This is a genomic window from Rhodococcus sp. C3V (assembly GCF_029269915.1).
Classification (GTDB): domain Bacteria; phylum Actinomycetota; class Actinomycetes; order Mycobacteriales; family Mycobacteriaceae; genus Rhodococcus_F; species Rhodococcus_F qingshengii.
Map to the genome: position 1 here is coordinate 612,445 of NZ_JARJBE010000002.1, position 23,255 is coordinate 635,699.

General features: G+C 63.8%; 25 protein-coding genes. 14 read left to right on the forward strand and 11 right to left on the reverse strand.

Annotated features, from left to right (window positions below; all coding sequences use genetic code 11):
* The first annotated feature begins 30 nt into the window (after window positions 1-30).
* Both P3G66_RS07875 and P3G66_RS07880 read left to right on the forward strand, forming a co-directional pair.
* Complete coding sequence (locus P3G66_RS07875) at window positions 31-945, forward strand: CoA-transferase (protein WP_231915041.1); 915 nt, start codon at window positions 31-33, stop codon at window positions 943-945.
* The gene (locus P3G66_RS07880; protein WP_003940707.1) at window positions 942-1,727 is read left to right on the forward strand and encodes a 3-oxoadipate--succinyl-CoA transferase subunit B; all 786 of its coding nucleotides are present in this window, start codon (window positions 942-944) and stop codon (window positions 1,725-1,727) included. Before P3G66_RS07875 ends, P3G66_RS07880 begins: the two co-directional genes overlap by 4 nt.
* Here the strand turns inward: P3G66_RS07880 and P3G66_RS07885 are convergent.
* Together P3G66_RS07885 and P3G66_RS07890 are read right to left on the reverse strand one after the other, a co-directional pair.
* Window positions 1,708-2,889 (reverse strand): PLP-dependent aminotransferase family protein, encoded by a 1,182-nt coding sequence (locus P3G66_RS07885; RefSeq protein WP_276116370.1) that lies wholly within the window; start codon window positions 2,887-2,889, stop codon window positions 1,708-1,710. The genes P3G66_RS07880 and P3G66_RS07885 overlap by 20 nt on opposite strands.
* A 181-nt stretch (window positions 2,890-3,070) precedes the next feature.
* A complete protein-coding gene (locus P3G66_RS07890; RefSeq protein ID WP_003940987.1) occupies window positions 3,071-4,474 on the reverse strand; it encodes an NAD(P)H-quinone dehydrogenase in 1,404 nt (467 codons plus the stop codon).
* A gap of 154 nt (window positions 4,475-4,628) precedes the next feature.
* Here P3G66_RS07890 and P3G66_RS07895 point away from each other — a divergent pair, with 154 nt between their 5' ends.
* A complete protein-coding gene (locus P3G66_RS07895; protein ID WP_003940753.1) occupies window positions 4,629-5,099 on the forward strand; it encodes a gamma-glutamylcyclotransferase in 471 nt (156 codons plus the stop codon).
* Window positions 5,100-5,112: 13 nt separating this feature from the next.
* On the opposite strand, the gene P3G66_RS07900 is transcribed toward P3G66_RS07895, so the two are convergent.
* From P3G66_RS07900 to P3G66_RS07915, 4 genes are read right to left on the reverse strand one after another with little or no spacing between them, the layout of a single operon-like run.
* Entirely contained in the window at window positions 5,113-6,189 is a 1,077-nt protein-coding gene (locus P3G66_RS07900; protein WP_030535059.1) for a hypothetical protein, read from the reverse strand.
* Between the two features lie 55 nt (window positions 6,190-6,244).
* Window positions 6,245-7,393 carry a M20 family metallopeptidase gene (locus tag P3G66_RS07905; protein WP_003940741.1) on the reverse strand — a complete coding sequence of 383 codons (1,149 nt, stop codon included), beginning with the start codon at window positions 7,391-7,393 and terminating at the stop codon, window positions 6,245-6,247.
* Entirely contained in the window at window positions 7,390-8,550 is a 1,161-nt protein-coding gene (locus tag P3G66_RS07910) for a M20 family metallopeptidase (RefSeq protein WP_050654878.1), read from the reverse strand. Before P3G66_RS07910 ends, P3G66_RS07905 begins: the two co-directional genes overlap by 4 nt.
* Before the next feature lie 12 nt (window positions 8,551-8,562).
* Window positions 8,563-9,261, reverse strand: a complete 699-nt coding sequence (locus P3G66_RS07915; RefSeq protein ID WP_073512467.1) for an enoyl-CoA hydratase-related protein — start codon at window positions 9,259-9,261, stop codon at window positions 8,563-8,565.
* A gap of 67 nt (window positions 9,262-9,328) precedes the next feature.
* Here P3G66_RS07915 and P3G66_RS07920 point away from each other — a divergent pair, with 67 nt between their 5' ends.
* Both P3G66_RS07920 and P3G66_RS07925 read left to right on the forward strand, forming a co-directional pair.
* Window positions 9,329-10,126, forward strand: a complete 798-nt coding sequence (locus tag P3G66_RS07920; protein WP_007727315.1) for a purine-nucleoside phosphorylase — start codon at window positions 9,329-9,331, stop codon at window positions 10,124-10,126.
* Window positions 10,123-11,715 carry a phospho-sugar mutase gene (locus tag P3G66_RS07925; RefSeq protein ID WP_063316658.1) on the forward strand — a complete coding sequence of 531 codons (1,593 nt, stop codon included), beginning with the start codon at window positions 10,123-10,125 and terminating at the stop codon, window positions 11,713-11,715. The genes P3G66_RS07920 and P3G66_RS07925 overlap by 4 nt, the downstream gene beginning before the upstream one ends.
* Here P3G66_RS07925 and upp read toward each other — a convergent pair.
* The gene (gene upp, locus P3G66_RS07930; protein ID WP_007727319.1) at window positions 11,712-12,335 is read right to left on the reverse strand and encodes a uracil phosphoribosyltransferase; all 624 of its coding nucleotides are present in this window, start codon (window positions 12,333-12,335) and stop codon (window positions 11,712-11,714) included. The two genes, P3G66_RS07925 and upp, sit on opposite strands and share 4 nt — an antisense overlap.
* Window positions 12,336-12,416: 81 nt before the next feature.
* On the opposite strand from upp, the gene P3G66_RS07935 reads away from it, so the two are divergent.
* Genes P3G66_RS07935 through P3G66_RS07955 form a run of 5 tightly spaced genes read left to right on the forward strand, consistent with a single transcriptional unit; the run spans window position 12,417 to window position 15,653 of the window.
* Window positions 12,417-12,731 (forward strand): type VII secretion target, encoded by a 315-nt coding sequence (locus P3G66_RS07935; protein ID WP_007727320.1) that lies wholly within the window; start codon window positions 12,417-12,419, stop codon window positions 12,729-12,731.
* A complete protein-coding gene (locus P3G66_RS07940; protein WP_064074926.1) occupies window positions 12,728-13,720 on the forward strand; it encodes a C40 family peptidase in 993 nt (330 codons plus the stop codon). The genes P3G66_RS07935 and P3G66_RS07940 overlap by 4 nt, the downstream gene beginning before the upstream one ends.
* Window positions 13,721-13,729: 9 nt before the next feature.
* On the forward strand, window positions 13,730-14,071 hold the full coding sequence (locus P3G66_RS07945) for a hypothetical protein (RefSeq protein ID WP_050654874.1): 342 nt from the start codon (window positions 13,730-13,732) through the stop codon (window positions 14,069-14,071).
* A complete protein-coding gene (locus P3G66_RS07950; RefSeq protein ID WP_007727324.1) occupies window positions 14,068-14,367 on the forward strand; it encodes a YbaB/EbfC family nucleoid-associated protein in 300 nt (99 codons plus the stop codon). The genes P3G66_RS07945 and P3G66_RS07950 overlap by 4 nt, the downstream gene beginning before the upstream one ends.
* A 47-nt stretch (window positions 14,368-14,414) precedes the next feature.
* On the forward strand, window positions 14,415-15,653 hold the full coding sequence (locus P3G66_RS07955; protein ID WP_003940713.1) for a hypothetical protein: 1,239 nt from the start codon (window positions 14,415-14,417) through the stop codon (window positions 15,651-15,653).
* 15 nt (window positions 15,654-15,668) lie between these two features.
* On the opposite strand, the gene P3G66_RS07960 is transcribed toward P3G66_RS07955, so the two are convergent.
* The 3 genes from P3G66_RS07960 to P3G66_RS07970 are packed head-to-tail and all read right to left on the reverse strand — an operon-like array spanning window position 15,669 to window position 18,456.
* Entirely contained in the window at window positions 15,669-16,754 is a 1,086-nt protein-coding gene (locus P3G66_RS07960; RefSeq protein WP_007727325.1) for an adenosine deaminase, read from the reverse strand.
* Window positions 16,755-16,763: 9 nt separating this feature from the next.
* A complete protein-coding gene (locus P3G66_RS07965; RefSeq protein WP_003940738.1) occupies window positions 16,764-18,059 on the reverse strand; it encodes a thymidine phosphorylase in 1,296 nt (431 codons plus the stop codon).
* Window positions 18,052-18,456 carry a cytidine deaminase gene (locus tag P3G66_RS07970; RefSeq protein ID WP_007727326.1) on the reverse strand — a complete coding sequence of 135 codons (405 nt, stop codon included), beginning with the start codon at window positions 18,454-18,456 and terminating at the stop codon, window positions 18,052-18,054. Before P3G66_RS07970 ends, P3G66_RS07965 begins: the two co-directional genes overlap by 8 nt.
* A 253-nt stretch (window positions 18,457-18,709) precedes the next feature.
* Between P3G66_RS07970 and sdhC the strand changes: the two genes are divergently transcribed.
* The 4 genes from sdhC to P3G66_RS07990 are packed head-to-tail and all read left to right on the forward strand — an operon-like array spanning window position 18,710 to window position 22,105.
* Window positions 18,710-19,114, forward strand: coding sequence for a succinate dehydrogenase, cytochrome b556 subunit (gene sdhC, locus P3G66_RS07975; protein WP_020969155.1), 405 nt, complete (start codon window positions 18,710-18,712; stop codon window positions 19,112-19,114).
* A 1-nt stretch (window position 19,115) separates the two neighbouring features.
* Window positions 19,116-19,571, forward strand: coding sequence for a succinate dehydrogenase hydrophobic membrane anchor subunit (locus P3G66_RS07980; RefSeq protein WP_003940699.1), 456 nt, complete (start codon window positions 19,116-19,118; stop codon window positions 19,569-19,571).
* A gap of 15 nt (window positions 19,572-19,586) precedes the next feature.
* On the forward strand, window positions 19,587-21,338 hold the full coding sequence (sdhA, locus tag P3G66_RS07985) for a succinate dehydrogenase flavoprotein subunit (protein ID WP_003941011.1): 1,752 nt from the start codon (window positions 19,587-19,589) through the stop codon (window positions 21,336-21,338).
* Entirely contained in the window at window positions 21,338-22,105 is a 768-nt protein-coding gene (locus P3G66_RS07990; RefSeq protein WP_003940925.1) for a succinate dehydrogenase iron-sulfur subunit, read from the forward strand. Before sdhA ends, P3G66_RS07990 begins: the two co-directional genes overlap by 1 nt.
* A 58-nt stretch (window positions 22,106-22,163) precedes the next feature.
* Here P3G66_RS07990 and P3G66_RS07995 read toward each other — a convergent pair whose 3' ends face one another.
* Window positions 22,164-23,186 carry a LacI family DNA-binding transcriptional regulator gene (locus P3G66_RS07995; protein WP_007727328.1) on the reverse strand — a complete coding sequence of 341 codons (1,023 nt, stop codon included), beginning with the start codon at window positions 23,184-23,186 and terminating at the stop codon, window positions 22,164-22,166.
* Window positions 23,187-23,255: the final 69 nt, after the last annotated feature.

The following is a 23,255-nucleotide window of genomic DNA, read 5'->3' on the forward strand; positions in this document are numbered from 1 at the left end:
GTGCGCGAAAGAACAAGAAGAGGTACACACGTGGACAAGACCCTCTCGATGAAAGAGGCCGTCGGCCGATACGTCGAAGACGGGATGACCGTTGCGCTGGAGGGATTTTCGCATCTCATTCCTTTTGCCGCGGCACACGAGATCATCCGGCAGGGCAGAAGGGACCTCACCCTCTGCCGGATGACGCCGGACATCGTTTCCGATCAACTCGTCGCCGCCGGCTGCGTCCGAAAGCTGGTTGCCTCGTTCTTCGCCAGCGGCTCCGCAGGTTCTCTGTACGAGTTACGCAGACGCATCGAGAACCAGGACCCGCTCCCCCTCGAAGTCGAGGAATACAGCCATTACGGCATGGTGTGCCGGTATCAGGCGGGAGCGGCCAGACTTCCCTTCTTCCCGCTGCGGTCGTACGCAGGTAGTGATCTACCCGCACTCAACCCACAACTGAGACTCGTCGAGGATCCGTACGGAGGCGGGAGCGTCTACGTTGTGCCGCCGTTGAATCCGGATGTGACGATCATCGGCGCACAGCGAGCGGACACGTCCGGGAACGCACAGATCTGGGGCATCGCCGGGGTGCAGCAAGAGGCCGTGTACGCCGCGAAGAAGGCGATCGTCGTTGTGGAAGAGCTTGTCGACGACGAGGTCATCAGGTCAGATCCGAGCCGAACTCTGATTCCCTCGCACGCCGTCGACGCGGTTGTCGTCTGCCCGCGCGGCGCGCACCCGTCGTACGCACAGGGATACTACGACCGCGATTGCGGCTTCTACCGACGCTGGACCGAGATTTCCAAAGACCCTTCGTTGCTGAGAAATTGGCTCGACGAGTGGGTGTACACACTCGGCGATCACGACGAATATCTCGCCAAGCTCGGAGCTGACTACTGGTCGGATCTCGAGGTCGGATCAAAACTCTCCACACCTGTCGACTACGGGAGCAGACTGTGACCACCACGATTGTCAGCGGTAACACCACCTCCACCGAAACGATCGTCGCCGTCGCGGCACGCGAGTTGGCGGGTAAGCGCCGGGTCTTCGCCGGAGTCGGGCTCCCCACGCTCGCAGTCGATCTCGCGCGCCACACGTCGAATCCGGACGTAGAACTGATCTACGAATCCGGAGTGTGCGGCGCGCATCCGTCGGCGATGGCCGAAGGTATCGCCGACTCCGTCGTGGTCTCCGGCGCCGAATCCGTGCTCAGTATGGCCGCACTCTTCGGTTATGTCCTGCAAGGTGGCAACGTCGACGTCGGTTTTCTCGGGGCCGCTCAAATCGATCGAACGGGAAGCCTGAACACAAGTTTCATCGGTGACTGGAAGAACCCGACGGTCAGACTGCCCGGAGCAGGCGGGGCCGTCGAGATCATCGCGAACGCGGCCGAGATCTTCGTCGTGATGCGTCGCCACGACCTCAGTTCCTTTCCGGCCGCGCTCGACTTCTGCACCTCACCCAGCCCCGCCCGCGCCCACGCCAGCGGAAAGGGCATCATGCCGGCAGGTGCAGGAGTGACAAAGGTGTTCACCAACCTCGGTGTCCTGACACACCAGGGCCCCGGCGGCGAGTTGGAGCTGACCAGTGTCCACGAAGGCATCTCGGTCGATCAGGTGCGAGAGGCGACGGGATGGGATCTGGCCGTCGCCGACCACGTCACCGTCACCACCCCACCGTCCGGTACGGAGATCGATCTGCTCCGCAACACTATCGACAAAGTCAGGCTGTACCTGCGGTGACACTGTCCCGGAGCCTGCCGACGGCGTCGACCAGCACCGCTTCGGGATACGTCGCGAAACACAGTCGAGCGCTTCGACCAAGGTCCGCTTCGACCGCGAAGGCCGAACCTGGGACAAATGCCACGCCATGCGCGAGCGCGGCACCCAGGAGTTCGGTGGTGTCGACGTCGTCGAGGAAATCCATCCAACAGAACATCCCGCCGCGGACCTCGGAAAAGCGTGCACGCCCACTCAATTCCGTCTCGGCGGCCGTGACCAACGTCTTCGCCCTCGCGCCGTACCCCGCTCGAAGCACGTCGAGATGCGCGTCGAACCATTCGACGTCGGAGAAGAGGTCTGCGGCGATCTGCTGGGTGAGCGAAGACCCGCACAGGTCAGCGCCTTGCTTGATCAGTTCGACCGCCTCGCAGACCTTTCGGTCGCCGTGCAGCCAGCCGACGCGCAGCGCCGGTGCCAACACTTTGGAAGCACTGGACAGCCGAATCACCCTGTCCGACAACGCCGCCAGCGGTGCGGGCGGTTTCTCGCCGAAGTACAGTTCGCCGTACGGGTCGTCCTCGAGAACCCAGAACCCGTATCGGTCCGCCAGTGCCGCCAAGTGCGCTCGCCGCTGCGCCGAAAGCACCGCGCCGCGCGGGTTGTGGAAATTGCTCACGGTGTGAACAACTTTGGGCCGAAGACCGGCGTCGAGTTTCGTCTCGAGCGCGTCGGTGTCCATTCCGTCCTCGTCGAGCTGGACGGGAACGAGACGGGCCTGCGCCGTTCGAAAGACCTGCAGCGCACCGGTATATGCCGGTTCCTCCACGACCACGACGTCACCGGCGTCGAGGAGGACCTGCGCGAGCAAGCTCAAACCTTGCTGAGAACCGTGGGTGATCACGACTTCGGACACGTCGAGTGTCCGCCCGATCTTGGATGATTCGCGCTCGGCGATCACCTCACGGAGGCGCAGCAGGCCGGAGGTCTCGCCGTACTGAACGGACGAGGGGTCACCGAGTGCGTCGTGGGCTGCCTTCGAGATTCGCTCCCGCGGAATGAAATCGGGATCGGGCAGTCCGCCGGCCAAGCTGATGACGTCGGGCCGGGCAGTCAGGGTGAGCAGATCGCGAATTGCAGAACTACGGAGTCCGTCCATGCGAGCGGACAGCGCGGCGTGTGTCATATGAAGCTCCCAGGCACGCAGAATGAAGGTCAGAGGAAAAACACCCTGAGCCGTCCTGGGTCAACGGGGCGGGAGAGCGCCGAGATACCGACCCTTGATTCGGTCGGTATCTCGACTATCCCACCAATACTTCAGTATGTGAAACAGAGTTCCCACATTGTAAGAAGACTCTGGTCGGTTGTCAGTCCAGGTCGTCGTGACGCATGAGCTGACGAGCAGCCTCGGTGATCGATCCGGTCAGCGACGGGTACACCGAGAACGTCTGCGCCAGGTCGTTGACCGTCAGGTTGTTCTGTACGGCGATCGCGATCGGCAGGATCAATTCCGAAGCAGTGGGTGCGACCACAACACCGCCGATGACCACGCCGGTAGCCGGGCGGCAGAAAATCTTCACGAATCCGCGACGCAAACCGGACATCTTGGCGCGCGGGTTGGTGTTGAGCGGCAACATGACGGTCCGCGCAGGCACCTCTCCGTTGTCGATCGCTGCCTGCGAAACACCCACCGTTGCAATTTCGGGGCGTGTGAAGACGGCCGACGCGACGGTCTTCAACTTGATCGGGCTGACGCCTTCACCCAGTGCGTGGTACATCGCGATACGTCCCTGCATCGCAGCCACCGACGCGAGCGGGAGCAGTCCGGTGCAGTCACCGGCAGCGTAGATACCGGAAACCGTGGTGCGCGAGACCCGGTCGACACGCAGGTATCCACCCTTGTCCAACTCGATGCCGACCCGCTCCAGGCCGAGACCGTTGGTGTTGGGGACGGAACCGACGGTCATCAGAGCGTGGCTTCCTTCGACCGTGCGGCCGTCGGAGAGCTTGACGACGATGCCCTTCTCGGTGCGCTCGACGGCGTCCGCGCGGGCGTGCTTGACGAGGGTGACACCTCGCTCGGCGAGGGCGTCCTCGAGCACGAGCGCCGCATCGGCATCCTCGCCGGGCAGAACACGGTCGCGACTGGACACGAGCGTGACCTTGACGCCCATCTCGGTGTACGCGGAGACGAACTCGGCACCGGTGACACCGGAACCGACCACGACCAGGTGCTCGGGAAGCTCGTCCAAGTCGTAGAGCTGGCGCCACGTCATGATTCGCTCACCGTCGGGCTCGGCTCCCGGGATGATGCGGGGGCTGGCGCCGGTGGCGATCAACACGACGTCTGCGTCGATGGTCTTCTGCTCGCCGCTTCCGAGCGTCGCGCGAACCTGGTGTGCTGCCATGCCGAGGAGTGGATCGGTCAGTTCGGCGGTGCCGGAGAGAACCTCGACGCCTACCGTCTGCAACCGTGCGCGAATGTCCGAGGACTGGGACAACGCGAGACTCTTGACTCGGGAGTGGATCTTCGGCAGTGACACCGAAGCCTGCTCCGGATCCAGAGTGATGCCGAGGTCGGATGCACGACGCATGTCGGTGCGGATTCCGGTGGACGCGATGAACGTCTTCGACGGGACACAGTCGAACAGCACACACGCACCGCCGACGCCGTCCGAATCGACCAGGGTGACCGTGGCCCCGTGCTGCGCGGCTACCAGTGCCGCCTCGTAGCCGGCGGGTCCGCCACCGATGATCACGATCCGGGTCATGTGTCCTCCAAGTCCTCGCGTGGCCGGCAGGGGTCTCCCGTCGACCAGTGTCACGCTATTCGAGCACCACGTGTCGCGCAGTGCTTGTACCAGATTACTTGCGTCCGGTGGTCCGCTTCGCCACACCCTCGGACCACGGTTTAGGCTTGCGCCCGTGTCGATTTATGCCGCCTACGGTTCCAACATGCATCCCGAGCAGATGTTGTTGCGCTGCCCACACTCCCCCATGTCCGGGACAGGGTGGCTGCGAGGCTGGCGCCTGACCTTCAGCGGCGAGGACCTCGGCTGGGAGGGTGCTCTCGCCACCGTGGTCGAAGATCCCGATTCCAGTGTTTTCGTGGTGCTCTACGACGTCCCGGAAGAGGACGAAGTGAGTCTGGACCGCTGGGAAGGTGCCGAACTGGGTCTGCACCGCAAGATCCGCGTGCGGGTCGACACCGCCGGCGACGCGGTACTTGCGTGGCTCTACGTCATGGATGCGTACGAAGGCGGGCTGCCGTCGGCCCGCTACATCGGCGTGATGGCCGACGCTGCCGAGATTGCCGGAGCGCCGGCCGAGTACGTACGAGAGTTGCGGACGAGAAACAGCCGCAATGTCGGTCCGGGTAACGGTGTTACCGATTAGATAGCTGTCCTGCTCAAAGCAGCAGGAAATACGCGAGCACTGCCAGTGCTGCGAGCACCACCACAACCGTCACGCCGATGAGCACACGCTTGGAACCGCGCGACTCCGATTCGCCTGCGACAACTGCAGTTTCCGGCTCGGCGGTCGCCACCCCGGCAGCGGTTTCTGCCGCCACCTTCTCGCGTCCCAGGGTGTCGAACACCTCGGTCACGTCGTGTGAAGGCGGCAATCCGATCGGCACGATAGTGTGCGACGTCGAGGTGAATCCGGCAGCCAGAATTGCGGCTCCCAGCGCAGCCGACTGCTCGGGTCCGGGACCGAGTTCACATCTGACACCGAGCTTTTCGGCAATCCCGGCCGCTATGGACATCATGGCCGCTTTGTCTGTCGCCGGTTCGCCGTCACCGGTGACGACTACGGCGTCCAGGTTCTCCGGCATCCAACCGAACGCACCCAGAGCCGTCGCGAGGCGTGAACTCGGCGAACTCCCGTCGCCGGCAAAGCCGAATGCACGGCCGGCCGCGACACCAGAACGCACGAGGGTGACCGCTGCCCCGGTGTCGTCCACGTGATAGATGCCGATGAGCGTGCCGGCGAGTGCCGCGATTTCCGACTCGAACCACGCCGACACGGCCTCGGCATCCGAGACGAGTGTGACCCGTTCGAGGCCCGCGTAGACCAGCGAATCCTGCATGAGGGCCGCTGTCGACGAGTCCCAGCGTGACGGGTAGGTCGCGACGATGTCGGGCGCTCCCCCGCTTCGACCACCACGATCGGGCAGCGGCTCGCATTCCTGCAACAGACAGCGGATCGAGGTCGCCACCAAATCCTCGGCGCGGTAACGAGTATCGGCAGTTCCCGCGACGCCACTCGGGTCCCCGACGCGACCGACAAAGCCCGACCAGCTCTCGGCGAACTCACGGCCGGCACCCAGTTGCTCGGTGCCACCGAGCACCGTCGTTCCGTCCTTGCGTTGATTGAGGATCGTGTCCCGAACCAATACCACCGGATCGGCCGAACCCGGATCGTTCGACGCAACGACAGCCGTCGACACCAATGTGCCGATTCGCACTCCCACACCTATGGACATGCCCGTACCTTCACTCGAACGACACGAAAAACGGTACCCCCGACGGGAACCGGAACTATCCCAGAACCAGGCTCGTCAGAACCTTCACACCGACGCCGAGTGCTCGCTCGTCGAGATCGAAAGTGGGTTGGTGGATGTCGAGCTGATCGCCCTCACCCGACCACACGCCGAGCCGCGCCATGGCACCCGGCACGGTTTCCAGGTACCACGAAAAGTCTTCGCCACCACCGGATTGCGGGGTGTCCGCCAAAGCATCTTGTCCGACGGTCGCGATGGCGTCCTCGAACATCCGAGTGGACACCTCGTCGTTGACGACCGGAGGCACTCCGCGACGATAGTTGAGTTGGTAGCGAACTCCGGTGGGTGCGAGCAGTCCGTGGACGATTTCTTCCACGAGCGGTTCGAGCAACTCCCAGGTGTCGTGATCGCCCGTACGTACCGTGCCCGTCATCATGCCGGTCTGCGGAATCGCGTTGGGCGCCTGACCTGCACTGACCGCGCCCCACACCATGACGGTTCCGGTACGCGGATCGATACGACGGCTGAGCATTCCCGGCAGCCCGGTCACGACGGTGCCGAGCGCGTAGATCAGATCCGTGGTCAAATGCGGCCGCGACGTGTGCCCACCCGGAGAGTCGAGGACGACCTCGATCGTGTCGGCAGCAGAGGTGATCGCACCCAGGCGCATTCCCACCTGGCCTGCCTCGAGTCGCGGATCGCAGTGCAGAGCAAAGATTCTGGACACACCGTCGAGCGCGCCCGCGGCGATGACGTCGAGTGCTCCGCCAGGCATGACTTCCTCGGCGGGCTGAAATATCAGCCGAACCCCGACGGGAAGTTCGGGCAGCGTGGCCAGAGCCAGTCCGGCGCCGAGCAAGATGGTGGTGTGGGCGTCGTGCCCGCATGCATGGGACACACCGGGGACCGTGGACGAGTACGTCGCCCCGGTCGCTTCCTGCATCGGCAAAGCGTCCATGTCGGCGCGCAGTGCGATTCGTGGACCCTCCGGTCCGATATCGCACGTGAGACCGGTGCCACCGGGAAGGATCTTCGGCGACAATCCAGCGGCAGTGAGGCGGGTGGCGACGAATTCGGTGGTCGCGTATTCGCGGCGAGCCAACTCCGGGTTGGCATGGATGTGTCGACGCCACGCGACGAGGTCGTCGGTGTGCGCGTGAATCCACGTGTCGATTGCCGCGTTCACCGGCGATCTACCCCTTCCAACAGACGGGCGCGTTGTTCTGGATCGGACGCTACCCGGACAGCAGTGCGGGCCAACGCAATTGCACCGTCGACTACCGCTCGATCTGCGGAGGTGGTGATACACGCAGCCGCGAACTCCGGCTGATGTGTCACTGCCCCCGATGAATCCAAGCCTATGACCGGGTGAATTCCCGGAATCACATTGGTCACATTACCCATATCCGTACTACCCAGTGGACGGGAGCGCTCCCATTCCGCTGCCAGTGGCACCCGCCCGAGATCGACGATCTGTTCACGGTACGCCGCCGCCAGCCACGGATCGGGGGTCAGCTCGGTGTAAGTAGGCGATACCGTGCGGATTTCGTGGGTGCACCCGGTGCCGAGTGCACCCGAGGCGAAGCACGCGTCGGCACGCTCGGACAGATTGGCCAACGACGCGGCCGTTTCGGCACGCAGGTAGTAGAGCAATTCGGACCGAGCCGGAACGATGTTGGGAGCCGTGCCGCCGTCACTGACGATTCCGTGAATCTGCTGACCTGGCTGCAGGTGCTGACGCAACAGTCCGACCGCCACCTGAGCGAGCGTCGCTGCGTCGGCGGCGTTACGACCGAACTCCGGCGCAGCAGACGCATGCGCCTCGCGACCGTGATAACTCACGGCGATGTCCGCCAAGGCCAGCGAGGTCGCACCGATGATGTCGATCGGCCCTGGATGAACCATCATGGCCGCGCCGACGCCGTCGAATGCACCACGCTCGAGCATCAGAACTTTGCCGCCACCGGTTTCCTCCGCGGGAGTACCGATCACTCGGACGGTGATCCCCAGTTCGTCGGCCACGGTAGCCAACGCGATGCCGGCCCCGACCGCGGCGGCGGCAATGATGTTGTGCCCACAGGCATGACCGATCTCGGGCAGCGCGTCGTACTCGGCGCAGATCGCGATGACCAACTCTCCGCTGCCGTAGGTGGCATCGAAAGCTGTCGGCAGATCGACGATCCCGCGAGTGACCGCGAAACCGTGCTGCGCCAGCAGGTCCGACACTTTGGCAGCGCTGCGGAACTCCTCGAAGGCGAGTTCCGGGTCGCTGTGAATCGAATGCGACAGCGCGATCAGATCGGCCTCTACGGACCTGACTGCGCTGTCGACATTCTGGTTCACGCGATCATTGTCTCACCCGAAGGAGAAGTTGCTCTTGTCAGTCACCTGAGCGAGGTCTGCAAGAGCATCGCGGTGGATGCCTGCCTTGATTCCCGCCAAGTTCTTGCCGTGAGTCGACGTCAGTGCCGACGCCTTGGCCACAGCAGCGGCGAGCACTCCGTCTCCGTCGACCGTTTCCTGCACGATGCCCGCAGCAAGTGCGTCGGCACCGCCGAAGCGACGCCCCGTCGTCATCGCGTCGACTGCCGTCTGCTTGGGCAGACGACTGTTCAACAGTGCTGACATGCCGACAGTGAACGGCATGTTCAGTCCGACCTCGGGGAGGCAGTAGAAGCCGCGGTCCGCGCGCATGATCTGGAAATCGTGCGAGGACGCGAGCATGGCGCCGGCGCCGAACGCGTGCCCCTGCACGGCCGCGACCGTGGCCATCGGGAAGGTCAGCAAACGGCTGTAGATGGTGTGGACCTTGTCCAGGTAGCTGGGCAGACCGTCGAGATTGCCGAAGATCCACGTCGTGTCCAGGCCGTTCGTGTAGAACTTGCCCGTCGCCGTCGTCACCAGGGCTGCGGGACCCTCGTGCGCTTCGACCTCGTCCAACTTGCTGTGAACAGCGTCGATCCACTCGGGGCCGAAGCGGTTCTCGTTGTCCGTTTCGCCCTCGTTGCCGAGGTACAGGATGAATACGTCGCCGTCGCGTTCGAGAAAAGGCATGGATGGGAGAGTAACGCCCGCCAACTCACCCGGCGAACCGACCCGACTCCTCAGTAGGGTTGCTCACATGGGAACGATCGCCGAGGCCGCCGCCGCTGCTCTGTCCGCCATGACTGGCTCTTCGTCACCGTCAGTCGCCATCGTGCTCGGGTCGGGGTGGACCGATGCCGCAGACGTGTTCGGCGACGCCGGTGCGGACGTGACAGCCGAAGTCTCGATGGCGGATCTTCCTGGCTTCGCCCCACCGTCCGCCCTCGGCCATGCGGGCACCATTCGTTCGGTGCGCGTCGGAAACACCGAAGTCCTGCTGCTGCTCGGGCGCGCGCACGCATACGAGGGCCACGATCTCGGTACCGTCGTCCACCCGGTCCGGACAGCCATTGCTGCCGGCGCCGACACCGTCATCCTCACCAATGCGGCCGGCGGTATCCGCGAGGACTACGCAGTGGGACAACCAGTGCTGATCAGTGACCACCTGAACCTGACGGCCCGCTCTCCCCTCGTCGGCGCAGAGTTCGTCGACCTGGTCGACGCCTACTCGCCGGAACTGCGTGCGCTGGCTCGCTCGATCGACCCGGACCTTGCCGAGGGTGTTTACGCCGGGCTTCCCGGTCCGCATTACGAGACTCCGGCCGAGATTCGAATGCTTCGTACACTCGGCGCCGATCTGGTCGGCATGTCGACGGTTCACGAGACCATCGCGGCCCGCGCGCTCGGCGCCCGCGTTCTCGGCATCTCCATGGTCACCAATCTGGCCGCCGGAATCACGGGCGCCCCACTGGACCATCAGGAGGTGCTGGCGGCAGGCAAAGCTTCGGCGGCCCGGATGGGAGTGCTGCTGCGCCAACTGGTCGAGCAGCTGTGACACCACTGAACGTCAACGAGTGGATCGACGCCGATCCGGACCCAGTTACCCGCGCAGAATTAGCCGCCCTTTCCGAACATGAACTGGCCGAACGCTTTTCCTCACCGCTGACGTTCGGCACTGCTGGGCTTCGCGGGCCGGTACGCGGCGGACCCAACGGCATGAACCTCGCGGTCGTCATCCGGACCACGGCCGGTCTGGCGGCCTGGCTGACAGCTCGCTGCCAGGGCGGGTCCCGCGTTGTGGTCGGCCGCGACGCCCGGCTCGGTTCAGAGGCATTTGCTCTGGCCGCCGCCGAGGTCATGGCAGCGGCCGGGTTCGAGGTGACCCTGCTCCCCCGCCCACTGCCGACACCGCTGGTGGCGTTCGCGGTGCGCAGGCTCGGGGCAGCGGCAGGTATCCAGATCACCGCCTCCCACAATCCTGCCGCCGACAACGGTTACAAGGTGTATCTCTCGGGCGGAGCGCAACTCGTCTCCCCCGCCGATCGTGAAATCGAGAGCGAGATCGCTCGCATCGGTAGTGCCGCCGACGTCGCGCGAGCATCGGTGATTCCGGCCGACGATTCTCTGGTCGAGGAGTACATCGCCCGCATCGCGACCCTCCCGCACGGCGACGCCCGCTCGATCCGGATTGCGCTCACGGCAATGCACGGCGTCGGGGGTGAGACTGCGACCGCGGCTCTGCGAGCAGCAGGATTCGAGGACCTGCACGTCGTGGCGGAGCAGTTCGATCCCGACCCCACGTTTCCGACCGTCGAGTTCCCCAATCCCGAAGAGCCCGGCGCCGCAGACCGCCTGCTCGCCCTTGCCCGAAGTGTCGACGCGGATCTGGCGATCGCACTCGACCCGGATGCCGACCGCTGCGCCGTCGGAGTTCGCGACGGTGATCAGTGGCGCATGTTGCGCGGCGACGAAACCGGGGTGCTCCTGGCCGACCACGTACTGAGCACGGCGCCCGAAGATTCGTTGGTGGCGACGACGATCGTCTCCTCGACCCTGCTCTCGAAGTTGGCGAAAGCCCGCGGAGCCAGGTTTGCGCAGACACTCACCGGATTCAAGTGGCTCACGCGCGCCGGCGACGGACTCGTCTACGCCTACGAGGAAGCGATCGGGCACTGCGTCGATCCGGATGTGGTGCGGGACAAGGACGGAATCTCAGCTGCCGTTCTGGTGGCTGACTTGGCTGCCACCCTCGCGGGCAGCAACAGAACCCTGTTGGACGTTCTAGGCGACTATGCCGTCGAATTCGGACTGCATTGCGGGGACCAAGTATCCCGCCGCGTCGAGGACTCGAGTGACATCGCGGAAATGATGAAACGGCTACGCGCCGATCCGCCAAGCCAACTCGCGGGCGAGCCGGTCACGACCGAGGACTTGTCCCTGGTTCGCGGTGGTATGCGCACCGACGCAGTGATATTCGACGGGCCGTCGATCCGCGTGGTTGTTCGACCGTCCGGAACCGAGCCCAAGCTCAAGTGCTATCTCGAAGTTGTCGTCCCGGTGGCGAACCGCGCCGACCTCGCGAACGCAGTAGAGCAGGCGAAGGCCCGGCTGGCCGAACTCCGAACCTTCGCCCTTTCGCTCTAGCGGGGTCCGAACTGCCGATCGCCGGCGTCACCGAGACCGGGGACGATGAAAGCGTTCTCGTCGAGTCCGTCGTCGATGCTCGCGATGACCAGACGAACCGGGTGGCCGGACGCTGCCAGCGCGTCGACGCCGGCCGGAGCGGCCACGACGCACACTGCCGTGACATCCGTCGCGCCACGCGCAACCAGCAAGTCGATGGTGTGCACCATCGAACCACCGGTGGCGAGCATCGGATCGAGCACGAACACCGGGATCCCGGACAGATCCGCCGGCAGGGATTCGAGGTACGGAACCGGCTGATGAGTCTCTTCGTCACGTGCCATTCCGACAAAGCCGACGCCGGCCGACGGAATCAGCGCACTCGCCTGTTCGACCATGCCCAGACCGGCCCGCAGCACCGGTACCAACAACGGCGGCTTCGCGAGCCGGATGCCCGTCGTCGCTGCTACCGGGGTGTCGACCGGAAATTCCTCGACCTCCGCGTCACGCATGGCCTCGTAGACCAGCATGTGCGTGAGCCTGCGAAGTGCGGAACGAAAAGTCGCGTTCTCACTGCGTGCATCACGCATTGTCGTCAAGAGGGCCGCCGCGAGCGGATGGTCGACTACGTGCGTTTGCATGACCATCAGAATAGTTCCTCGGGAACCGGAGCACCCCGCGCGGCGTCCAAGAGGGAGTAAGCGCAACGGGGGGAAGACAAGTTGACAAATCTGGATCTGGACACTGAAAGCATCGCGGAGTTCGCCACGCGGTTGGGCACTGTTGCCGACAACGTCGCGCAAGCTCGACAGGACGCGGCGGGTGGCGATCACTTGGCTCTGTCCACTGTGCTGGGGCTGATCGGCGGCGACTTCGTCGATGTCGCGAGCCGAGCACAGCAAGCGCACATCGACGACATCGATCGACTGTCCGCTGTGATCTCCAGCGTCCAGTCAGCCACCCGCGACGCTCACGCCGTCTATCTCGACTCCGAGGAATCGGTACGAAGGACTCTCGCTGAAGCCGCACGCTCATGATCGACGTCGACGCACTCGCACGACCGATCATCGACCTGGTCGACACTGTCGGGACTGGTGTCCCCAGCGCAAGTGGACCCGACGTCGGCATCCGAATCGCCACGGACGCCCTCGAGATCGCCTACCAACTGGGAAGCGCGGCACTGAGCGAACTGGCGTCCTCTCAGAGTTCGTCGACTGCTCTCACTGCTGCGGTGACCAAAACCGAGCAGACGCAGACGTCGACGCGAAACCTCGCCGATCGCGGAAACGACATCGCCGGCGTCGTGGACGAAGCGACAACGTCCGTGTACGCGGGAATGACCGAACTCGGTGAGATTCTCCAGTCGTTTCTGACACTCGCGATCAAGGCCGGGCCGACGCTGATGACACCGACGGGCCAATTGATGTTGTTGTCGGCCGCGTTGGAGCACCTCGGACGCGCGGTATCGGTTATCGAGCGGGTACGCGGTGAGCTGGCCGGGTCGACCGACAAGATGTCCGCACTCGTCCCGTCCGTCCCGATACCCGATCCCGCACCTGGGGTCTCCGAGTCGGCGGGTGGTTCCGGTTCCGTCGGTGGTTCCGGTTCCGCAAGTGGTTCCGGTTCCGTCGGTGGCGTTGAGGTCGAACTTCCCGACGGCTCGATTGCCACCGCACCGAACGCCGAGGCCGCTGCTGCCGTACGCAACGCGCTCACTCAACAGGGTGTCCCGTACGCCTGGGGAGGCACGACACCCGGAGTCGGTCTGGACTGCAGTGGTCTGACGCAATGGGCGTACGGCCAGGCCGGAGTCGATATTCCGAGGTTGGCTCAGGAACAGGGAATCGGGAACCAGGTCGATCAGAACAATCTGATGCCGGGCGACCTCGCGGTCTGGGACGGACACGTCGCCATGGTGATCGGCAACGGTCAGATGGTCGAAGCCGGCGATCCTGTCGAGATCAGCGCCATCCGAACCACGAACAGCGGCATGGGCTTTCACGGCTTCTACCGTCCGACGGAATGACAGGGAATCATGCCCGAGAACAAGCGCGAATCACCGCCGATCATCACAGCCGTAGCCGTCAACCGCAACGGAACCATCGCGGTCCGCGCCACGGAGCACGCCGTGCCCGTGGACCTGAGGATCAGCCAGGACGAACTGCGGTACGGCGGGCAGCGGTTGGCGCAGCAGATACTCACGCTGTGCTCACATGCAGCAATCGAAGCCGGCGCCCGCCATCGTGTGGAGCTCGAGGAGACCGGAGTCCCGGCAGCGATCCTCGATCGGCTCGGTCTCCCGACCCGAGACGAACTGGCCGATGTCGACGCCGCCGAGGGCCAGAACCTTCCGTCGAGCTGGATGCGTTCGATATGAGCGAGATTGATCGAATCATGGAGCTGGCGAAACACCGGACGGGACTCTTGCAGGACGCCGTCGACGGGGTCGGCGCTCTTCGGGTAGTCGTCTCGAGCGAGGGTGGGATAGTCACGGCGACTGTCGACGGGCTGGGCGCTCTGGTCGACCTACGGATCACCGACGCAATCACCGCGATGAATTCTCAGACGGTGGCCGCATTGACGGTGGCCACGATTCACCAGGCAGTTCAACAGTCCAACGACGAACGCGAGCGACTGGTCAGTGAGCTCCGAGTAGCCCTGAAACAAACGTGACGAACCCCCGCTATGCCTTTCGCGCTGCGGTGGATAGGCTTCCGCCCATGGCTGGAGACATCGTCCCTATCGAAATCGGACTCACCGACGGAGACCTCGTCACTTTGTGGGCACCTCGCTGGCGCGAGGGCGACGACGAGTGGGAAGCGTTTCTCGGCCATGAGGAAGACCTCTACGGGTTCTCCTCCGTCGCGGAACTCGCGGCCTTCATCCGAACGGACTCCGACAACGACCTGGTCGAGCATCCGGCGTGGGCCGTCGTCTCCGGACTGTCGGCAGCCGAGTTGGAACCGGAAGAGAACTTCACGTTCGACTTCGTCGGCGTGCCGGAACTGGCCGCAGGTGACCCTGAGGCACTGGTGGTCTCGGAACTCGAAGACACCCTGAACATGGCTCGCAACATCGGTGAGGTGTGCGAACTCGACGCGGTCATCCGCTTCTTCAGCGGCCATCCGGTACTCGGCGCGCTTGCCACCGGCGCCGGCACCTTCGAAGGCCGCGAAGGCCTGGAGCTGTGGGACCAGGTCGGCGCTGCGATCGTCAAGGACTGGGACGCCGTTCTCGACGCCATCGACAAGGTGGTCACCTCCCCGAAGGTCGATGCAGCTGCTGTGGCGGTCGCCGAAGCTGAACTGCTCGCTGCCGCCGAGAACACCGTCGACGCCGACGATGTCGCCGAGGAGGGCGAGGACGAGGAATTCGACGAAGACGACCTCGAAGAGGACGAAGACGAAGTCGAGACCTTCTGGGGCGAGGTCGGTGTCGACCCGATCCGCATCATCACCTCGGCCGAGACGTTCTACACTCTGCGCTGCTACATGGGAGATCAGGCGATCTTCCTCGGCAAGGACGGACTGATCACCGTCTTCCGTAGCGAGCGCGCACTCGCTCGCTACCTCGCCGACAACCACGAACACGATCTCTCGCAGGTCAGTACGTACGGCGAAATTCAGAATGCGGCCGTCGACGGTTCACTCGAAATCGAGGTCACGGACGAGAACGTCTACGTTCTGCCCGGTATCGCCGACGACCTCGCCCAGGGCCCGGACGTCGTAGATGCCGAGCAGCTGGAACTCGCCGTCGAATTGTTCACCGATGCAGCAGATTTCGCCGACGACGACTCCACCGAGGAGGCTCTGTCCGCGTCGAACGAGCTGGGTTGGTACGTCTCGTACCTCCTCAACCCCGATCCGTCGCGGATGGCTCCGAGTGCGCCGTTCACCAAGGAATCCGAGGCCTGGCGCGAACTCGAGCGCGAGTTCGAGGCCCGGCTTCGATCTGAGTAGTCGGGCGCACGTCATCTAGCCGATGAGCACGGCGTAGCCCGGCTTGATGACGTCGTCGATCAACGCGAGGCGCTCGTCGAACGGGATGAAGGCCGACTTCATCGCGTTGATGGTGAAGCGTTCGAGATCGGTCCATCCGTAACCGAAGGTCTCGACCAACGCGGCCATTTCCCGGCTCATGGTGGTGTCGCTCATCAGCCTGTTGTCGGTGTTGACGGTCACTCGGAAGCGCAAGTCCGCCAAGAGTCCGAACGGATGGTCCGCCAGGGCGGCTACGGCTCCGGTCTGCACGTTCGAACTCGGGCACAGTTCCAGGGGAATGCGCATGTCACGGACGTAGTTCGCGAGCCGACCCAACTCTGCCCCACCTGGCACGCCTACGTCGATGTCGTCAACGATCCGCACGCCGTGGCCCAACCGATCCGCTCCGCAGAAGGCGATGGCTTCGTGGATCGACGGCAACCCGAAAGCCTCACCCGCGTGAATCGTGAAGTGGGCGTTCGCGTCACGCATGTACTCGAACGCGTCGAGGTGCCGGCTCGGTGGGTTTCCGGCCTCGGCGCCGGCGATGTCGAAACCGACAACCCCGCGGTCCCGGAATCGCACAGCGAGTTCGGCGATCTCCCGCGACCGCGCGGCATGCCTCATCGCCGTGAGAAGACAGCCGATGCGGATCTCCCGTCCCGCGACCCTGGCAGCGGATTCGCCGGCCCGGAAACCTTCGAGAACGTGCTCGACGACCTCGTCCAAACTCAGGCCTTGTTCCAGGTGCTGCTCGGGCGCAAAACGGATCTCGGCATAGACGACGTTGTCGTCGGCCAGATCCTCGGCACACTCACGTGCCACCCGTGCGAGCCCTTCGGGGGTCTGCATCACGGCGACTGTGTGCGCGAACGTTTCGAGGTAGAGCTCGAGCGATCCACTGTCAGCGGCAGTTCGGAACCATTGCGCCAGTTCGGATGCCGTATTCGCCGGCAGCTCGTCGTAGCCACATTGCTCGGCCAGTTCGAGAACGGTCTCGGGTCGGAGTCCTCCGTCGAGATGATCGTGGAGAAGAACTTTGGGTGCGCTGCGGATCGTGGTCAACTCCGGTGCGTTCATTCGCCAACGCTAACGCGAATCACCCACAATTCGCTCGATGAGCAACGGTCGCGAAACGGTGTCGGAATCGGTCCCGATCGACCATCCACCGCCGAGGCTTCGTCGCGCTGCATCAAATCTCTCGGGAGTGTCGGTGTGCAATGTCATCAGCTTCTGCCCGGCACGGACCACGTCGCCAGGCTTTGCATGCATCTCGATGCCGGCACCGGCCTGAACGGCTTCGCCCTGCCGTTCGCGTCCGGCTCCCAGTTTCCAGGCCGCGATGCCCACCGCCATGGCGTCGAGTCGGGTCAGTACGCCGTCTCGGTCCGCGGTGACGACGTCGCTGTGCCGGGCCACCGGCAGCGTCGCGTGTGGGTCCCCACCTTGTGCGGCGATCATCGCGCGCCACCGGTCCATTGCCGTGCCGTCGGCCAGTTTGTCGGCGGGGTCGATACCGTCGATCCCAGCCGCGGACAGCATCTCCCGAGCCAGGACCAGGGTCAGCTCGACGACGTCCGACGGCCCGCCGCCTGCCAGCACCTCGACGGATTCACGTACCTCGAGGGCGTTGCCCGCCGTCAATCCGAGCGGGGTGTCCATCCCGGTGATGAGAGCGCTTGTACGCACGCCGGCGTCGTTGCCAAGCTCGACCATCGTGCGTGCCAACTCTCGCGCGTCGCCGAGGTCCTTCATGAACGCTCCGGAACCGACCTTGACGTCGAGCACCAGGGCGCCGGTTCCCTCGGCAATCTTCTTGCTCATGATCGAACTTGCGATCAGCGGAATGGATTCCACCGTTCCGGTCACGTCGCGCAGCGCGTAGAGCTTCTTGTCCGCGGGGGCCAGATTCGCTCCGGCAGCGCAGATCACCGCGCCGATTTTCGGATCCGAGAGAATGTCGACCATCTCCGTCGCCGTGAGCTCGGCTCGCCAACCTGGAATGGCCTCGAGCTTGTCGAGAGTTCCACCGGTGTGGCCGAGTCCGCGGCCCGACAACTGCGGGACTGCAAGACCACAGGCAGCGACGAGGGGTGCAAGCGGAAGGGTGATCTTGTCCCCCACTCCACCGGTCGAATGCTTGTCGACGGTGGGCAGCGGCAAGTCCGAAAAGTCCATCCTCCCGCCGGATTCGATCATGGCCTCGGTCCATCGGCCGGTCTCTGCTCGCGACATTCCGCGGAAGTAGATCGCCATCGCGAGCGCCGACATCTGCTCGTCGCCGACGATCCCCTGTGTGAACGCCTGAACTATCCAGTCGATCTCGGTTCCCGACAGCTCGCGGCCGTCACGCTTGGCGCCGATGATGGAAACTGCGTCAAACATGGCGGAGCCCCTCTGCTTGTTCCGGCCCGAAAGCATCAGGCAACAGCTCGCTCAGCGGCTTGAACCCACTGCTCGTGTCGACAAGCATCTCACCCCCGCCGTGCTCGAGGAGAAGCTGTCTGCACCGGCCGCACGGCATCAGAATCGAGCCCTTCGCGTCACAGCACGTGAAGGCAATCAGCCGGCCACCCCCGGTGGCGGCCAAGTTACCGACGAGTCCACATTCGGCGCACAGGCTCAAACCGTATGAGACATTTTCCACATTGCATCCTGAGACGATCCGACCATCGTCTACCAGGGCCGCTGCACCCACCGCGTACCCCGAGTACGGCGCATAGGCGTGCCGCATGACCACTTGCGCGTTGTGCCGCAACAACTTCCAGTCGATGTCACCCATGGTTCGTTATCCAATCACGCCGACTGAATGGATGCAGAAACCACGCCGAAACCGTCTCGGCGAGATTGGAAAGGCAAACCTTACAAAGAGTTTGGTACGCGTACGAATCCCGCATCTGATTAGTTCCCGGTTTCACATAGGTTTAGAGTCTGAGTCAAGTCGGTTCAGGATCCCGTCGAGCCCGGGCTGAGGTACATCGAAGCTCTCTGCAGGCTCGACGCGTCCACCAATGACGTTGGAGGCACAGCACTCGATGAGTACTACGACTGAAGCCGCTCCTCAGAAGGAGCGCACGAGGTCGCTTTACCGGGGCGACCCCGGAATGTGGTCCTGGGTTCTACACCGGATCACAGGCGTCGCTACTTTCTTCTTCCTATTCGTACACGTTCTCGATACGGCACTCGTTCGGGTCAATCCCGATACGTACGACGCCGTCATCGACACGTACAAGAACCCCCTCGTCGGCCTCATGGAGATCGGCCTCGTCGGCGTAGTCCTCTACCACGCCCTCAACGGCGTGCGCGTGATGTTGGTGGACTTCTGGTCGAAGGGCCCGAAGTACCAGCGCGTCATGCTCTGGACCATTCTGACGATCTGGTTCCTGGTGATGATCCCAGGCGCCGGACGCATCCTCATCAACATGTTTGCGGAGCACTGACATGGCGACTACTCACGGACCCGAAGCCAAGAGCCTGGGCACCTCATACGACCGTCCCGCAAGCCTGGACAACCCGCGGTCCCCGCGCGCGAAGGCTCGGAACAACTTCGAGTTGTACGCATGGCTCTTCATGCGCTTCTCCGGCGTCGCCCTGATCGTTCTGGTCCTGGGCCACATGTTCATCATGCTGATGCTCGACGGTGGCGTTCACCGTTTGAACTTCGCGTTCGTCGCAGGTCGCTGGTCCAGCCCGTTCTGGCAGTTCTGGGATCTGACGATGTTGTGGCTGGCACAGCTGCACGGCGGTAACGGTCTGCGCACGGTCATCGCGGACTACTCCCGCAAGGACTCCACGCGCTTCTGGCTGACCACGATCCTCGTTCTCTCGATGATCCTGATCATGGGCCTGGGCACGTACGTCATCTTCACCTTCGACCCCAATATCTCGGCGAGCTAGGGGAGCACAGACTTCATGCAGGAACATCGTTATGACGTGGTCATCGTCGGCGCCGGTGGCGCAGGCATGCGTGCGGCAATCGAAGCTGGCCCCCGTGCCCGCACGGCCGTACTGACCAAGCTCTACCCCACCCGCAGCCACACCGGCGCGGCCCAGGGCGGCATGTGTGCCGCACTGGCGAACGTGGAGGAAGACAACTGGGAGTGGCACACCTTCGACACCGTCAAGGGCGGCGACTACCTCGCCGACCAGGACGCCGTCGAGATCATGGCCAAGGAGGCCATCGATGCGGTGCTCGACCTCGAGAAGATGGGTCTGCCGTTCAACCGCACGCCCGAAGGCAAGATCGACCAGCGTCGATTCGGTGGCCACACACGCGACCACGGCAAGGCACCCGTCCGCCGTGCGTGTTACGCCGCCGACCGCACCGGTCACATGATCCTGCAGACGCTCTACCAGAACTGCGTCAAGCACGACGTCGAGTTCTTCAACGAGTTCTACGCGCTCGACATCGCCATCACCGAGACCGAGGACGGCCCGGTTGCCACCGGGGTCATCTGCTACGAGCTCTCGACCGGCGAGCTGCACATCTTCCACGCCAAGTCGATCGTCTTCGCGACCGGCGGCTCGGGACGCATGTACAAGACGACGTCCAACGCGCACACCCTCACCGGTGACGGCATGGGCATCATCTTCCGCAAGGGCCTGCCCCTCGAGGACATGGAGTTCCACCAGTTCCACCCGACAGGACTCGCCGGTCTCGGCATCCTGATCTCGGAAGCCGTCCGCGGTGAAGGTGGCATTCTCCGTAATGCCGACGGTGAACGCTTCATGGAGCGTTACGCACCCACCATCAAGGACCTCGCTCCGCGTGACATCGTGGCGCGTTCGATGGTCCTCGAGGTTCTCGAAGGCCGCGGCGCCGGCCCGAACAAGGACTACGTCTACATCGACGTGACGCACATCCCCGAGGAAGTTCTCGACGAGAAGCTCCCCGACATCATGGAGTTCTCGCGCACCTACCTCGGCGTGGACCCCGTCAAGGAGCCCGTGCCCGTCTACCCGACGTGTCACTACGTCATGGGCGGTATCCCCACCAAGATCAACGGTGAGGTGCTGCGCAACAACGACGAGATCGTCAAGGGTCTGTACGCGGCCGGCGAATGCGCCTGTGTCTCCGTACACGGTGCAAACCGTCTCGGTACCAACTCGCTCCTCGACATCAACGTGTTCGGCCGCCGCGCCGGCATCGCTGCGGCCGAGTACGCGAACTCCACCGAGTTCGTCGACATGCCGGAAACCCCCGCCGCGATGGTCGAAGACTGGGTCGGCGTCATCCTGTCCGATCACGGCCACGAGCGCGTTGCGGACATCCGCACCGAGCTGCAGCAGTCGATGGACAACAATGCCTCCGTCTTCCGCACCGAAGAGCGCCTCACACAGGCTCTCAAAGATGTGCGTGCTCTCAAGGAGCGCTACAACCACATCACGGTCCAGGACAAGGGCAAGCGCTACAACAGCGACCTGCTCGAGGCCATCGAGCTGGGCTTCCTCCTCGAAATGGCAGAGGTCACCGTCGTCGGCGCCCTCAACCGCAAGGAATCGCGCGGCGGCCACGCTCGCGAGGACTTCCCGGACCGCAACGACGCCGAGTACATGAAGCACACGATGGCGTACAAGGAGGGTGACGGCCTGCTCTCCGACATCCGTCTGGACTACAAGCCGGTGATCCAGACCCGCTACGAGCCGATGGAGCGTAAGTACTGATGTCTGCGCCTGCTGTAGATGCACCCAAACTCCCCGCTGTTCCCGAGGGGGCCGTCATGGTCACTCTCAAGATCGCGCGGATGAACCCCGAATCGGGCGAGGGCCAGCACTGGGACAGTTTCCAGGTCCCGGCACTGCCCACCGACCGTCTGCTCAACCTGCTGCTGTACGTAAAGGGTTACCTCGACGGCACCCTCACGTTCCGTCGCAGCTGCGCACACGGTGTCTGTGGATCGGACGCCATGCGGATCAACGGTGTGAACCGTCTGGCCTGCAAGCTGCTGATGAAGGACATGCTGCCCAAGGACGGCAAGCCGGTCACCATCACGGTCGAGCCCATCAAGGGCCTGCCCGTCGAGAAGGACCTGGTTGTCGACATGGAGCCCTTCTTCGACGCATTCCGCGCCGTGAAGCCGTTCCTCATCACCAGTGGCAACGAGCCCACTCGTGAGCGCATCCAGAGCCAGCACGACCGTGCTCGTTTCGACGACACCACCAAGTGCATCCTCTGCGCATGCTGCACCACGTCGTGCCCCGTGTACTGGAGCGACGGCAGCTACTTCGGTCCCGCTGCCATCGTGAACGCACACCGGTTCATCTTCGACAGCCGTGACGAGGCCGCTTCCGAGCGTCTCGACATCCTGAACGACAAGGACGGCGTGTGGCGTTGCCGCACCACGTTCAACTGCACCGACGCGTGCCCCCGCGGCATCCAGGTGACAAAGGCTATTCAGGAAGTCAAGCGAGCACTGCTCTTCGCTCGATAGTCAGGCCTTCGGCCCTGTGCGCGGTTAGGGAGTCTCCGGACTCCTTGACCGCGCACAGCTATGTCGGGGGCATGTTGAGCGGTGTCACGACTTGAACCGGTGACGTCGTAAAGCCGAAGTGAGCGCCCATGGCGCCGTGTTCCTTCATGACCACCTGACAGGCAGTGCGAACATCCGCACGCAGATCGTGGTGGAGCACCGCCGATATTCGCTTCTCCCCCAGCAACTTTCGATTGTCACCGTCGAGATCGTGGGCGATGAAGACACTGCACTCCCGGTTCAGTTCGTCGAACGCGTCGACCGTGGCCAGGTTGCCACCACCGATCGAATACACGGCACGGATCTGCGGATCGGATTCGAGTGCCGCTCGCACCAGTTTCCTACTCGTCTGATCCAGACCGTCACTGTTCGGAATGTCGATCAACCGTCGATGCGGAGCTGAGACTCGCATGGCGGAGCGAAATCCCATCTCCCGTTCTTCCTCCCCGCGGAAGAACCCGCTGCTCATGCTGACCAGCACGTTGCCTTCCCGATCCCCCAGCCACTGATCTATCAAGTACGCGGCGGTGGCCCCGGCGGCTCGGTTGTCGATGCCGATGTAGGCGGCTCGCCTGCTGCCGGCAACGTCGGTCACCAACGTGACGACCGGAATCCTTGCCGCCACCAACCGGTCGATCGCCGACACGACTTCCGGAGTGTCGGGAGCCTTGACGATGACTCCGTGGGAGCCGCGCCGGCGAATCTTGTCGAGCGTCGACGTCATCGCTTCTACCGAACCGGTTTCACGAAAGTGAAACCTGGAACGAACAACAGCGGGTGCAAGGGTGGGCAGTTCGGCCTCGAGCGCGTCACGGACGGCGTCGGAAAACCTTGCAGGAGTTTGCAACACGACGTCGACGATGAACGTGCGACCGACCAGTTTCAGTTGCGAGCGTTGACGTTCCAGGTCCGTGATCGCCTGGCGAACCTCCGATCGTGTGCCGTCGCGAACTCCAGGACGGTCGTTGAGCACCCGGTCGACGGTGGCCTCACTCAGGCCCGACTGCTGAGCGATCTCCCGTACTTTGAATCGATGCGCCACAACTACCTCACGATGATGGATATTTGATGGTTTTTTGCTGTTGCTCGAGGTCTTCGTCACAGCCAGACT

Bases quoted from the DNA above. Each gene is read 5' to 3' on its own strand.
- P3G66_RS07965 (WP_003940738.1), bottom strand. From the start codon at position 18,059: ATGTTTGACGCAGTTTCCATCATCGGCGCCAAGCGTGACGGCCGCGAG.
- P3G66_RS07945 (WP_050654874.1), top strand. From the start codon at position 13,730: ATGCCCGAGAACAAGCGCGAATCACCGCCGATCATCACAGCCGTAGCC.
- upp (WP_007727319.1), bottom strand. From the start codon at position 12,335: ATGCAAACGCACGTAGTCGACCATCCGCTCGCGGCGGCCCTCTTGACG.
- P3G66_RS07990 (WP_003940925.1), top strand. From the start codon at position 21,338: ATGTCTGCGCCTGCTGTAGATGCACCCAAACTCCCCGCTGTTCCCGAG.
- P3G66_RS07970 (WP_007727326.1), bottom strand. From the start codon at position 18,456: ATGGGTGACATCGACTGGAAGTTGTTGCGGCACAACGCGCAAGTGGTC.
- P3G66_RS07900 (WP_030535059.1), bottom strand. From the start codon at position 6,189: ATGTCCATAGGTGTGGGAGTGCGAATCGGCACATTGGTGTCGACGGCT.
- P3G66_RS07955 (WP_003940713.1), top strand. From the start codon at position 14,415: ATGGCTGGAGACATCGTCCCTATCGAAATCGGACTCACCGACGGAGAC.
- P3G66_RS07890 (WP_003940987.1), bottom strand. From the start codon at position 4,474: ATGACCCGGATCGTGATCATCGGTGGCGGACCCGCCGGCTACGAGGCG.
- P3G66_RS07950 (WP_007727324.1), top strand. From the start codon at position 14,068: ATGAGCGAGATTGATCGAATCATGGAGCTGGCGAAACACCGGACGGGA.
- sdhC (WP_020969155.1), top strand. From the start codon at position 18,710: ATGAGTACTACGACTGAAGCCGCTCCTCAGAAGGAGCGCACGAGGTCG.
- sdhA (WP_003941011.1), top strand. From the start codon at position 19,587: ATGCAGGAACATCGTTATGACGTGGTCATCGTCGGCGCCGGTGGCGCA.
- P3G66_RS07940 (WP_064074926.1), top strand. From the start codon at position 12,728: ATGATCGACGTCGACGCACTCGCACGACCGATCATCGACCTGGTCGAC.
- P3G66_RS07915 (WP_073512467.1), bottom strand. From the start codon at position 9,261: ATGCCTTTTCTCGAACGCGACGGCGACGTATTCATCCTGTACCTCGGC.
- P3G66_RS07920 (WP_007727315.1), top strand. From the start codon at position 9,329: ATGGGAACGATCGCCGAGGCCGCCGCCGCTGCTCTGTCCGCCATGACT.
- P3G66_RS07960 (WP_007727325.1), bottom strand. From the start codon at position 16,754: ATGAACGCACCGGAGTTGACCACGATCCGCAGCGCACCCAAAGTTCTT.
- P3G66_RS07980 (WP_003940699.1), top strand. From the start codon at position 19,116: ATGGCGACTACTCACGGACCCGAAGCCAAGAGCCTGGGCACCTCATAC.
- P3G66_RS07885 (WP_276116370.1), bottom strand. From the start codon at position 2,889: ATGACACACGCCGCGCTGTCCGCTCGCATGGACGGACTCCGTAGTTCT.